11 protein-coding genes and 1 pseudogene are annotated in these 12,157 nt (G+C 69.4%); 9 read left to right on the top strand and 3 right to left on the bottom strand.

Annotated features, from left to right (window positions below; translation table 11 throughout):
- Positions 1–26: 26 nt before the first annotated feature.
- The gene (locus tag ACIPK3_RS18750) at positions 27–1,256 is read right to left on the bottom strand and encodes a DUF349 domain-containing protein (protein WP_402570963.1); all 1,230 of its coding nucleotides are present in this window, start codon (positions 1,254–1,256) and stop codon (positions 27–29) included.
- Between the two features lie 144 nt (positions 1,257–1,400).
- Entirely contained in the window at positions 1,401–2,222 is an 822-nt protein-coding gene (locus tag ACIPK3_RS18745) for a peptidylprolyl isomerase (protein WP_402570961.1), read from the bottom strand.
- Positions 2,223–2,398: 176 nt separating this feature from the next.
- On the opposite strand from ACIPK3_RS18745, the gene ACIPK3_RS18740 reads away from it, so the two are divergent.
- Both ACIPK3_RS18740 and hisS read left to right on the top strand, forming a co-directional pair.
- Positions 2,399–3,112 (top strand): MBL fold metallo-hydrolase, encoded by a 714-nt coding sequence (locus tag ACIPK3_RS18740; protein WP_402570960.1) that lies wholly within the window; start codon positions 2,399–2,401, stop codon positions 3,110–3,112.
- Between the two features lie 13 nt (positions 3,113–3,125).
- Positions 3,126–4,388: a histidine--tRNA ligase gene (hisS, locus tag ACIPK3_RS18735; RefSeq protein ID WP_402570958.1), complete on the top strand. Its 1,263-nt coding sequence runs from the start codon at positions 3,126–3,128 to the stop codon at positions 4,386–4,388.
- A gap of 77 nt (positions 4,389–4,465) precedes the next feature.
- On the opposite strand, the pseudogene ACIPK3_RS18730 reads toward hisS, so the two are convergent.
- Positions 4,466–4,801: pseudogene (locus ACIPK3_RS18730) on the bottom strand (ATP-binding cassette domain-containing protein); the annotation flags it as partial.
- Between the two features lie 163 nt (positions 4,802–4,964).
- Here ACIPK3_RS18730 and ACIPK3_RS18725 point away from each other — a divergent pair.
- The 7 genes from ACIPK3_RS18725 (at position 4,965) to ruvX (ending at position 12,156) form a co-directional block, all read left to right on the top strand.
- Positions 4,965–5,621 (top strand): vitamin K epoxide reductase family protein, encoded by a 657-nt coding sequence (locus tag ACIPK3_RS18725; RefSeq protein ID WP_402570956.1) that lies wholly within the window; start codon positions 4,965–4,967, stop codon positions 5,619–5,621.
- A gap of 101 nt (positions 5,622–5,722) precedes the next feature.
- Positions 5,723–7,078 (top strand): replication-associated recombination protein A, encoded by a 1,356-nt coding sequence (locus ACIPK3_RS18720; protein WP_402570955.1) that lies wholly within the window; start codon positions 5,723–5,725, stop codon positions 7,076–7,078.
- Positions 7,079–7,386: 308 nt separating this feature from the next.
- Positions 7,387–8,001: a 30S ribosomal protein S4 gene (rpsD, locus tag ACIPK3_RS18715; RefSeq protein WP_402570953.1), complete on the top strand. Its 615-nt coding sequence runs from the start codon at positions 7,387–7,389 to the stop codon at positions 7,999–8,001.
- A 169-nt stretch (positions 8,002–8,170) separates the two neighbouring features.
- Positions 8,171–8,629, top strand: a complete 459-nt coding sequence (locus tag ACIPK3_RS18710) for a DUF948 domain-containing protein (RefSeq protein WP_402570951.1) — start codon at positions 8,171–8,173, stop codon at positions 8,627–8,629.
- Between the two features lie 9 nt (positions 8,630–8,638).
- Complete coding sequence (locus ACIPK3_RS18705) at positions 8,639–9,007, top strand: hypothetical protein (protein ID WP_402570949.1); 369 nt, start codon at positions 8,639–8,641, stop codon at positions 9,005–9,007.
- Positions 9,007–11,679, top strand: coding sequence for an alanine--tRNA ligase (alaS, locus tag ACIPK3_RS18700; protein WP_402570947.1), 2,673 nt, complete (start codon positions 9,007–9,009; stop codon positions 11,677–11,679). The genes ACIPK3_RS18705 and alaS overlap by 1 nt, the downstream gene beginning before the upstream one ends.
- Positions 11,680–11,691: 12 nt before the next feature.
- Positions 11,692–12,156, top strand: coding sequence for a Holliday junction resolvase RuvX (gene ruvX / locus ACIPK3_RS18695; RefSeq protein WP_402570946.1), 465 nt, complete (start codon positions 11,692–11,694; stop codon positions 12,154–12,156).
- Position 12,157 lies beyond the last annotated feature (1 nt).

The following is a 12,157-nucleotide window of genomic DNA, read 5'->3' as shown; positions in this document are numbered from 1 at the left end:
TGCGAGGCGGGTTGTCGGCGGAATCCTCAGCCGCCGAACTCCTGGAGGCCCTTCAGAGCCTGTTCCAGGAGCGCCTGGCGGCCTTCCAGCTCACGTTCCAGCTTGTCGGCACGGGAGTTGTTGCCCTGGGCGCGCGCCTGCTCGATCTGCGCCCGCAGCTTGTCCACGGCGGCCTGGAGCTGACCCGTCAGACCCGCGGCACGCGCGCGTGCCTCCGGGTTGGTCCGGCGCCACTCGGCCTCCTCGGCCTCCTGGATGGCCCGCTCGACCGCGTGCATCTGGCCCTCGACCTTCGGACGCGCGTCCCGGGGGACGTGACCGATGGCCTCCCAGCGCTCGTTGAGCGAACGGAACGCCGCCCGCGCGCCCTTCAGGTCGGTGACCGGGAGGATCTTCTCGGCCTCCGCGGCCAGCTCCTCCTTGAGCTTCAGGTTCTCCGCCTGCTCGGCGTCCCGCTCCGCGAAGACCGAGCCACGGGCCCCGAAGAACATGTCCTGGGCGCCGCGGAAGCGGTTCCACAGGTCGTCCTCGTGCTCGCGCTGGGCACGGCCCGCGGCCTTCCACTCCGTCATCAGCTCGCGGTAGCGGGCCGCCGTCGGACCCCAGTCCGTCGAGCCGGACAGTGCCTCGGCCTCGGCGACCAGCCGCTCCTTGGTCTTGCGAGCGTCCTCGCGCTGCGCGTCCAACTGCGCGAAGTGCGCCTTGCGACGCTTGGAGAACGCCGACCGGGCGTGCGAGAAGCGGTGCCACAGCTCGTCGTCGGACTTGCGGTCCAGCCGCGGCAGTCCCTTCCACGTGTCCACCAGGGCACGCAGCCGCTCACCGGCGGACCGCCACTGGTCGGACTGCGCGAGCTGCTCCGCCTCGGCGACCAGGTCGTCCTTGGCCTTGCGAGCCTCGTCGGACTGCTTGGCCCGCTGTGCCTTGCGCTCCTCGCGCCGTGCCTCGACCGTCTCCACGAGCTTGTCCAGGCGGACCCGCAGCGCGGCCAGGTCACCCACCGCGTGGTGCGCGTCGACCTGCTCGCGGATATGCCCGATGGCGGTCTGGGCGTCCTTGGCCGACAGGTCGGTGCTCTGGACTCGCTTTTCGAGGAGGCCGATCTCGACAACCAGGCCTTCGTACTTGCGCTCGAAGTAGGCCAGCGCCTCTTCGGGAGAGCCGGCCGCCCAGGAACCGACGACCTGCTCGCCGTCGGCCGTACGCACGTACACGGTCCCCGTCTCGTCGACGCGGCCCCACGGGTCGCTGCTCACAGCGCCTCCTCCACATGATGCCTGCGAGGAGCCTCAGCACCCCCGGGCATCGTCCACAGTTTCGTCACGGCCAACATAGGCGACCAGCGGGTTGCCTGTCCGCATCCCGCGCGACCGAAATTCCGCAGTTGGCCGTCATGACCTTCAGGATTTTGCGACCGTCGCCTTGTTGATCACAACGGTCGCGTTGGGGGCTCCGTCACCGGCGCCCGTGCTCTCGCCCGCGGTCGCGATCTTCTTCAGCACCTTCATGCCCGCCGCGTCGACGGTACCGAACGGCGTGTAGGTGGGCGGCAACGGACTGTCCTGGTACACCAGGAAGAACTGGCTGCCACCGCTGTGCGCCTGGCCGGTGTTGGCCATCGCGACGGTGCCCGCCGGATAGACGTTCTTCTTCAGGCTCTCGTCCTTCAGGTTCTCGTCCGGGATCGTGTAGCCCGGGCCGCCGCTGCCGCTGCCCGTCGGGTCGCCGCACTGGAGCACGTAAATGTTGTTGGTGGTGAGCCGGTGGCACTTGGTGTGGTCGAAGTAGCCCTTCCCGGCAAGGAAGTTGAACGAGTTCACGGTGTGCGGGGCGGCCGCCGTCTTCAGCGCGACGCCGATGTCACCACACGTGGTCGCCAGCTTCATCTTGTAGTCCGCCGACTTGTCGATCGTGACCGCCGGCTCCTGCTTCCAGTTCAGCTTCGCCACCGAGCCGCCCGCGGGCTTCTCGCAGGGGTCCGCGGCCTTGCTGGGCGCCGAGGCGCCGGGGGTGACCTTCGCGCTCGCGTTGGACTTGTCGTCGTCGTTCTTGAGCACCCCGGTCGTGTACAGCGCGACACTGCCGATGACGACCACGCCGAGCACTGACGCGATCACGGAGTTCCGCATACGCGCCTTCTGCCGCGCGCTGGTGCGCCGCTGCTGCTGCCGCAAGAACTTCTCCCGGGCGAGCTGACGCCGCCGCTGCTCCTGGCTGACCACCGGGTTCTCTCCTAGTGAGTGTCGTGTGCCGACCGTACGCGTGCGGCCGGTGAGCCGATCGCAGCGTGTAGCCACGTACCGTATATGGGTTCGCTGAGGAATCGGCAGCGCCGGTAGGCTTTGACCGCAGCTGCGGCCGCCGTAGCCGCCCTGAACCGACACAACGAAGGACGATCGTGCTCATTGCCGGGTTCCCCGCCGGGGCCTGGGGGACGAACTGTTATCTCGTCGCCCCCGCCGCCGGTGAGGAGTGCGTGATCATCGACCCGGGCCACCAGGCCGCTCCAGGAGTCGAGGACGCACTCAGGAAACATCGGCTCAAGCCCGTCGCCGTCGTCCTCACCCACGGCCACATCGATCATGTGGCCTCGGTCGTCCCCGTGTGCGGCGCGCACGACGTGTCGGCGTGGATCCACCCTGAGGACCGGTACATGCTGAGCGACCCCGAGAAGGCCATCGGCCGGTCCATCGGCATGCCGCTGATGGGCGAGCTGACCGTGGGGGAGCCGGACGACGTCAAGGAGCTGACCGACGGCGCGAAGCTGGCGCTGGCCGGGCTGGAGTTCTCCGTCGCGCACGCACCGGGCCATACCAAGGGGTCGGTGACCTTCGGCCTGCCCGAGGCGGCGGACATCCCGCCGATCATGTTCTCGGGCGACCTGCTGTTCGCCGGCTCCATCGGACGCACCGACATGCCCGGTGGCTCCATGGAGGACATGCTCGAATCGCTGGCCCGCGTGTGCCTGCCGCTCGACGACTCCACCGTGGTGCTGCCCGGTCACAACGAGCACACGACCATCGGCCAGGAGCGCGCCACCAACCCGTATCTGCGGCAGGTGGCCGCCGGCCTGGGAGCGGGCCCCGACGCCGCTCCCCGACGAGGAATGTGACGAGAGACTTCCCGTGAGTACCTTCCAGGCCCCCAAGGGCACCTACGATCTGCTGCCGCCCGACTCCGCGAGGTTCCTGGCGGTCCGCGAGGCGGTCGCCGCCCCGCTGCGCAACTCCGGTTACGGCTACATCGAGACCCCCGGCTTCGAGAACGTGGAACTCTTCGCCCGTGGCGTCGGCGAGTCCACCGACATCGTGACGAAGGAGATGTACGTCTTCGAGACCAAGGGCGGCGACCGGCTCGCCCTGCGCCCGGAGACGACGGCTCCCGTGCTGCGCGCGGTTCTCGAGGCCAACCTGCACAAGGCGGGCAACCTGCCGGTGAAGGTCTGGTACTCGGGCTCGCAGTACCGCTACGAGCGCCCGCAGAAGGGCCGTTACCGGCACTTCTCCCAGGTCGGCGCCGAGGCGATCGGCGCGGAGGACCCGGCGCTGGACGCCGAGTTGATCATCCTGGCCGACCAGGCGTACCGCTCCCTGGGCCTCAGGAACTTCCGCATCCTGCTGAACAGCCTGGGCGACAAGGAGTGCCGTCCGGTGTACCGGGCCGCCCTCCAGGAGTTCCTGCGCGGCCTCGACCTGGACGACGACACCCGGGCCCGCATCGAGATCAACCCGCTGCGCGTCCTCGACGACAAGCGCGAGTCGGTCCAGAAGCAGCTGACGGGGGTCCCGCTGCTGCGCGACTACCTGTGCGACGGCTGCAAGCGTTACCACGAGGAGGTCCGCGAGCTCATCACGGCGGCGGGCGTGGTCTTCGAGGACGACCCGAAGCTGGTCCGCGGCCTGGACTACTACACCCGTACGACCTTCGAGTTCGTCCACGACGGTCTGGGCTCCCAGTCCGCGGTGGGCGGCGGCGGCCGCTACGACGGGCTGTCGGAGATGCTCGGCGGCCCGGAACTCCCGTCCGTCGGCTGGGCCCTGGGTGTCGACCGCACCGTGCTGGCCCTGGAGGCGGAGGGCGTCGAGCTGGATCTGCCCTCCACGACCAGCGTGTTCGCGGTCCCGCTCGGCGAGGAGGCGCGACGCGTCCTGTTCGCCAAGGTCACCGAGCTGCGCAAGGTGGGCGTCGCGGCGGACTTCTCGTACGGCGGCAAGGGCCTCAAGGCCGCGATGAAGGCCGCCAACCGGTCCGGCGCCCGCTACGCGCTGGTCGCCGGTGAGCGCGACCTCACCGAGGGCATCGTCCAGCTCAAGGACATGGAGTCCGGCGAGCAGACGGCGATCGGCGTGAACGAGATCGTCGCGGAGCTGGAGTCACGGCTCGGCTAGGCCGCCCCGACCCAGGGACGTGCAGACGTGAGGAGGGGCGCCGGGGAATCCCGGCGCCCCTCTCCTCATGGATCGAGCAGTCCGTGCCGCATCGCGCTCGTCACCGCCGCGGTCCGGTCGTCCACCTTCAGCTCGACCGCCCGAGAACGCCTTGATCCGCGCACGGTCTCCCGGACCGTCAACTCCGCGGGTGCCGATTCGTCCTGCCGGACGATTCCCACCCGCGACCGCCACGCGCGCGTGCCCGTCGCCGGATCCGCGCCCAGGACCGAGACCTCGCCCGCGTCCCTGGAGCGGTTGCCCTGGAGGATCTCCACGGTGGTGCTCTTGCCCGCGCCATTGGGTCCGAGCAGGCCGAACACCTCGCCCCGCCGGACCGTGAGATCGACGCCGTCGACCGCGGTCACGTCCATGTACCGCTTCCACAGCCCCCGCAAAGCTTCGGCCGGAACCGAACGCTCCGTGACGGTCGTGCGTACCTCCTTATGTCCACCGAACGGTGGACAGACGGCTCGGTGCGGCACAATGGCCCCTGCCCGAAGTATGTCCATCTCTCCAGCAGACGGAATCGGCGTGATGAGCAAGACGACAGTCAAAGACGTCTCCACGGATCCCGCACCGGAGCGCGCGACCGATGCGGCGCGCACAGTCGGCGGCAGCCGTGCCTTCGGCCTGCTGCTGATCATCACCGGCGCGGCCGGTCTGCTCGCCGCCTGGGTCATCACGATCGACAAGTTCAAACTGCTCGAGGCCAAGGTCGCGGGGAAGACGTTCACCCCCGGGTGCAGCCTCAACCCGGTCGTGTCCTGCGGCAGCGTCATGGAGAGCAAGCAGGCCGCCGCCTTCGGCTTCCCGAACCCGATGCTCGGCCTGGTCTGCTACGGCATCGTCATCTGCGTCGGCGTGAGCCTGCTCGCGCGTGCCCGCTTCCCGCGCTGGTACTGGCTTACCTTCAACTTCGGCACGCTCTTCGGCGTGGCCTTCTGCACCTGGCTCCAGTTCCAGTCGCTGTACCGCATCAACGCGCTGTGCCTGTGGTGCTCGCTCGCCTGGGTCGCCACGATCGTCATGTTCTGGTACGTGACCTCCTTCAACGTTCGCAATGACCTCCTGCCCGCCCCGCGCTGGCTGAAGGGCTTCTTCGGCGAGTTCACCTGGGTCCTGCCGGTCCTGCATGTCGGTGTCATCGGCATGCTGATCCTGACCCGCTGGTGGGACTTCTGGACCAGCTGACGGGCCTGTCGGCAGGTCCGGCGGCAGGCCCGCCGAGGCCGGCCCACGGCCCGGCCGACGCCCCGGCGCCGATTGTCAGTGCGGTGTCTTAGGGTTTCAGCGTGGAACCCGACCTCTTCACCGCCGCGGCGGAAGAACGCCAGGACAAGGACCCGGCATCCAGCCCCCTGGCGGTGCGGATGCGCCCGCGCACGCTGGACGAGGTCGTCGGCCAGCAGCATCTGCTCAAGCCCGGCTCGCCCCTGCGCCGGCTGGTCGGCGAGGGCGCGAGCGGCCCAGCCGGGCACTCCTCGGTGATCCTCTGGGGCCCGCCCGGCACCGGCAAGACCACCCTGGCGTACGTGGTCTCCAAGGCCACCGACAAGCGGTTCGTGGAGCTGTCCGCGATCACCGCGGGCGTCAAGGAGGTCCGCGCGGTCATCGACGGCGCCCGCCGCGCCTCCGGCGGGTACGGCAAGGACACGGTCCTCTTCCTGGACGAGATCCACCGCTTCAGCAAGGCGCAGCAGGACTCCCTGCTCCCGGCGGTCGAGAACCGCTGGGTGACCCTGATCGCGGCGACCACCGAGAATCCCTACTTCTCGGTCATCTCCCCGCTGCTGTCCCGCTCCCTGCTGCTGACCCTCGAACCGCTGACCGACGACGACCTGCGCGGTCTGCTGCGCCGGGCGCTCGCCGACGAGCGGGGCCTCAAGGAGGCCGTCACCCTTCCCGAGGACACCGAGGACCACGTCCTGCGCATCGCCGGCGGCGACGCACGCCGTGCCCTGACCGCCCTGGAGGCGGCCGCCGGGGCCGCTCTCGACAAGGGCGAGGCGGAGATCACCCTCACCACGCTGGAGGAGACGGTCGACCGGGCAGCGGTCAAGTACGACCGCGACGGCGACCAGCACTACGACGTCGCCAGCGCGCTCATCAAGTCCATCCGCGGCTCCGACGTCGACGCCGCCCTGCACTACCTGGCCCGCATGATCGAGGCGGGCGAGGACCCCCGCTTCATCGCCCGCCGCCTGATGATCTCCGCCAGCGAGGACATCGGCCTCGCCGACCCCAACGCGCTGCCGACGGCCGTCGCCGCCGCCCAGGCCGTCGCCATGATCGGCTTTCCCGAGGCCGCCCTCACCCTCAGCCACGCCACCATCGCCCTCGCGCTCGCCCCCAAGTCCAACTCCGCGACGACGGCGATCGGCGCCGCCCTGGAGGACGTACGCAAGGGCCTCGCGGGACCGGTTCCGGCGCACCTGCGCGACGGGCACTACAAGGGCGCGGCCAAGCTCGGCCACGCCCAGGGGTATGTGTACCCGCACGACCTGCCCGAGGGCATCGCCAACCAGCGGTATGCGCCGGAAGCCCTCCAGGAGCGCGAGTACTACACCCCCACCAGACACGGAGCCGAGGCCCGGTACGCGGACGCGGTCGAGTGGACCAGGAAACACCTCGGTCGCAAGCGGTCCTGAGCAGCCTGTAGAATCCCCCGCAGTGCTGAGTCCCGCGCTGTCAGAGCGGGACAACCAGCCGGAGCCCCAGTCCCTCGCGGACCGGCTCCAGGAGCGTCGCGCACCGTAGATCGGTGTCGCGGGCAGCCCACCACCCTCCGTCGCAGGACGGAACCCGGCCGGTGGGCCACTCGCGTGCTGCACGTATGTGCCCAGACCAGGGGAGCGGCTGCCCACCGGGCCCGGAAACGGACCGGCGGGTCTCCCCGGCTGCGGATGCGACCTCCCTCAACCCTGACAAGCCGAATATCAGAAGGAAGAAAGAAACAGTGGCGAATCAGTCCCGCCCCAAGGTCAAGAAGTCGCGTGCCCTCGGTATCGCGCTGACCCCGAAGGCCGTCAAGTACTTCGAGGCCCGCCCCTACCCGCCGGGCGAGCACGGTCGCGGCCGCAAGCAGAACTCGGACTACAAGGTCCGTCTGCTGGAGAAGCAGCGTCTGCGCGCGCAGTACGACGTGTCCGAGCGTCAGCTCGTCCGCGCCTACGAGCGTGCCTCCAAGGTGCAGGGCAAGACCGGTGAGGCCCTGATCATCGAGCTGGAGCGTCGTCTCGACGCGCTGGTCCTGCGTTCGGGCATCGCCCGCACGATCTACCAGGCCCGCCAGATGGTCGTCCACGGCCACATCCAGGTCAACGGCCAGAAGGTCGACAAGCCGTCCTTCCGTGTCCGTCCGGACGATGTCGTGCAGGTCCGCGACCGTTCCAAGGACAAGACGCTCTTCCAGGTCGCCCGTGAGGGTGGCTTCGCCCCCGACGGCGAGACCCCGCGCTACCTTCAGGTGAACCTCCGCGCCCTGGCCTTCCGCCTGGACCGCGAGCCGAACCGCAAGGAAGTTCCGGTCATCTGCGACGAGCAGCTCGTCGTCGAGTACTACGCCCGCTGATCACCAGCCGGTAGCGGTACCCCAGCCCGCCGTCTCCCCACCCTCACGGGTGGGCGGGGCGGCGGGCTTCCGCATACCCGCAATTCCGGTATGGAGCCGCACGTCCGGCGCGATAGGCTCGGTGCCACTACAGACGCGTTTTTCAGAGACCAGAGAGCGGGTGCGCACGGTGTCCGGTGGAGAGGTGGCCGGGATCCTGGTGGCCGTCTTCTGGGCGATCCTGGTCTCCTTCCTCGCCGTCGCGCTGGCGAGGCTGGCCCAGACGCTCAGGGCGACCACCAAACTCGTCGCGGACGTGACCGATCAGGCCGTCCCGCTGCTGGCCGACGCCTCCACGGCCGTGCGCTCGGCGCAGACCCAGATCGACCGGGTCGACGCGATCGCGTCCGACGTCCAGGAGGTCACGTCGAACGCCTCCGCGCTCTCCACCACGGTCGCCTCCACCTTCGGCGGCCCCCTGGTCAAGGTCGCGGCCTTCGGCTACGGCGTGCGCCGCGCCCTGGGCGGCCGCCGGGACGACGTCCCGGCGAACGTCCCCGCGAAGACCCCCCGGCGCGCCGTCATCGTGGGCCGGACCGTGCCCGCCGCGCGCCGGGACAAGCGCAACGCCCGCGGAAAGAAGGACTGAGGCTCAGCGATGTTCCGCCGTACGTTCTGGTTCACCACGGGCATGGCCGCCGGTGTGTGGGCCACCACCAAGGTCAACCGCAAGCTGAAGCAGCTCACCCCCGAGAGCCTCGCGGCGACGGCCGCGAACAAGGCACTGGAGACGGGCCGGCGGGTCAAGGACCGGGCGGTGGGCTTCGCGCTGGACGTCCGCGACAACATGGCCCAGCGGGAAGCGGAACTGGGGGAGGCGCTCGGCATCAACGCGGACCCCGAACTTCCCGCACCCAGGCGGTACAACGCCATCGAGAACGACAACCGCAACACCCTGAAGTACATCGAGAACACGACGTACGTCGAGAACACGACGCGCTCGTACAACCGGAATGAGGACCACTGATGGAGTCGGCCGAGATTCGCCGCCGCTGGCTGAGCTTCTTCGAGGAGCGCGGGCACACCGTCGTCCCTTCGGCGTCGCTCATCGCGGACGACCCGACTCTGCTCCTGGTCCCCGCCGGCATGGTTCCCTTCAAGCCCTACTTCCTGGGTGAGGTCAAGCCGCCGTTCGCGCGTGCCACCAGCGTGCAGAAGTGCGTGCGCACGCCCGACATCGAAGAGGTCGGCAAGACCACCCGGCACGGCACGTTCTTCCAGATGTGCGGCAACTTCTCCTTCGGCGACTACTTCAAGGAAGGCGCCATCAAGCACGCCTGGGAGCTGCTCACCACTCCCCAGGACAAGGGCGGTTACGGCCTGGAGCCGGACCGTCTGTGGATCACCGTCTACAAGGACGACGACGAGGCCGAGCGCATCTGGCACGACGTCGTCGGTGTGCCCAAGGAGCGCATCCAGCGCCTGGGCATGAAGGACAACTACTGGTCCATGGGCGTCCCCGGCCCCTGCGGCCCCTGCTCCGAGATCAACTACGACCGCGGCCCCGAGTTCGGCGTCGAGGGCGGCCCCGCCGTCAACGACGAGCGGTACGTGGAGATCTGGAACCTCGTCTTCATGCAGTACGAGCGCGGCGAGGGCATCGGCAAGGACAACTTCGAGATCCTCGGCGACCTGCCGAGCAAGAACATCGACACGGGCCTCGGCATGGAGCGCCTCGCCATGATTCTGCAGGGCGTGCAGAACATGTACGAGATCGACACCTCCATGGCGGTCATCGAGAAGGCCACCGAGCTGACCGGTGTCCGCTACGGCGACGCCCACGACTCGGATGTGTCGCTGCGTGTGGTCACCGACCACATGCGCACGTCCGTCATGCTCATCGGCGACGGCGTCACCCCCGGCAACGAGGGTCGCGGTTACGTCCTGCGCCGCATCATGCGCCGCGCCATCCGCAACATGCGTCTGCTGGGTGCCACCGGCCTGGTCGTCAAGGACCTGATCGACACCGTCATCGAGATGATGGGCCAGCAGTACCCGGAGCTGGTCACCGACCGCGAGCGCATCGAGAAGGTCGCCCTCGCCGAGGAGGCCCGCTTCCTCAAGACGCTGAACGCCGGCACCAACGTGCTGGACACCGCCGTCGCCGAGACCAAGGCCGCCGGCTCCGCCGTACTCCCCGGCGACAAGGCGTTCCTGCTCCACGACACCTGGGGCTTCCCGATCGACCTCACCCTGGAGATGGCTGCCGAGCAGGGCCTCGCCGTGGACGAGGACGGCTTCCGCCGCCTGATGAAGGCGCAGCGGGAGCGGGCCAAGGCCGACGCCCAGGCCAAGAAGACCGGACACGCGGACATGGGCGCCTACCGTGAGATCGCCGACTCGGCCGGTGCCACCGACTTCATCGGCTACACCGACACCGAGGGCGAGACCACGATCGTCGGCATCCTGGTCGACGGCGTCTCCTCCCCGGCCGCCACCGAGGGCGACGAGGTCGAGATCGTCCTCGACCGCACCCCGTTCTACGCCGAGGGCGGCGGCCAGATCGGTGACACCGGCCGGATCCGGGTGGACACCGGTGCCGTCATCGAGATCCGCGACTGCCAGAAGCCCGTCCCGGGCGTCTACGTCCACAAGGGCGTCGTCCAGGTCGGCGAGGTCACCGTCGGTTCCAAGGCCCAGGCGTCCATCGACCTGCGCCGCCGCAAGGCCATCGCCCGCGCCCACTCGGCCACCCACCTCACCCACCAGGCCCTGCGTGACGCGCTCGGCCCGACGGCCGCCCAGGCCGGTTCCGAGAACCAGCCCGGCCGCTTCCGCTTCGACTTCGGCTCTCCGTCCGCCGTACCGACGGCCGTGATGACCGACGTCGAGCAGAAGATCAACGAGGTGCTCGCCCGTGATCTCGACGTGCACGCCGAGGTGATGGGCATCGACGAGGCCAAGAAGCAGGGCGCCATCGCCGAGTTCGGCGAGAAGTACGGCGAGCGGGTCCGCGTGGTGACCATCGGCGACTTCTCCAAGGAGCTGTGTGGCGGCACGCACGTGCACAACACCGCCCAGCTCGGTCTGGTGAAGCTGCTCGGCGAGTCGTCGATCGGCTCGGGTGTGCGCCGTATCGAGGCCCTCGTCGGCGTGGACGCCTACAACTTCCTGGCCCGTGAGCACACGGTCGTCGCCCAGCTCCAGGAGCTGGTGAAGGGCCGTCCGGAGGAACTGCCGGAGAAGATCTCCGCCATGCTCGGCAAGCTGAAGGACGCCGAGAAGGAGATCGAAAAGTTCCGCGCCGAGAAGGTGCTCCAGGCCGCCGCCGGCCTCGCCGAGTCCGCCAAGGACGTCCACGGTGTGGCCGTTGTCACCGGTCAGGTCCCGGACGGTACGAACCCGGACGACCTGCGCAGGCTGGTGCTGGACGTGCGCGGCCGGATCCAGGGCGGCCGGGCCGCCGTGGTCGCCCTGTTCGCGGTGAACAACGGCAAGCCGCTCACGGTCATCGCCACCAACGAGGCCGCCCGCGAGCGTGGCCTCAAGGCCGGTGACCTGGTCCGTACGGCCGCCAAGACGCTCGGCGGCGGCGGTGGCGGCAAGCCGGACGTCGCCCAGGGCGGCGGCCAGAACCCGGCCGCCGTCGGCGAGGCCGTCGACGCGGTCGAGCGCCTGGTCGCGGACACGGCCAAGTAGGGCGGGCGAGCAATGCGCAGAGGACGTCGACTCGCTATCGACGTCGGGGACGCCCGTATCGGGGTCGCCTCGTGCGACCCCGACGGGATCCTCGCCACCCCGGTGGAGACCGTGCCGGGCCGGGACATCCCGGCCGCTCACCGGCGGCTCAGGCAGCTGGTCGAGGAGTACGAGCCGATCGAGGTGGTGGTCGGCCTCCCTCGCTCCCTGAAGGGGGGTGAGGGCCCGGCCGCCGTGAAGGTCCGGGCCTTCGCCCAGGAACTGGTCAAGGGGATCAGGCCCGTGTCGGTGCGGTTGGTGGACGAGCGGATGACGACAGTGACGGCCGGACAGGGGCTGCGTGCCTCGGGGGTGAACACCAAGAAGGGACGCTCGGTCATCGATCAGGCGGCCGCGGTGATCATCCTTCAGCAGGCACTCGAATCCGAACGGGTGTCAGGTAGACCACCCGGTGAGGGCGTCGAAGTAGTCATCTGAT

Source organism: Streptomyces sp. NPDC086787 (assembly GCF_044745865.1).
In the GTDB taxonomy this organism is placed as follows: Bacteria; Actinomycetota; Actinomycetes; order Streptomycetales; family Streptomycetaceae; genus Streptomyces.
This window is presented reverse-complemented; position numbering and strand designations above follow the sequence as displayed.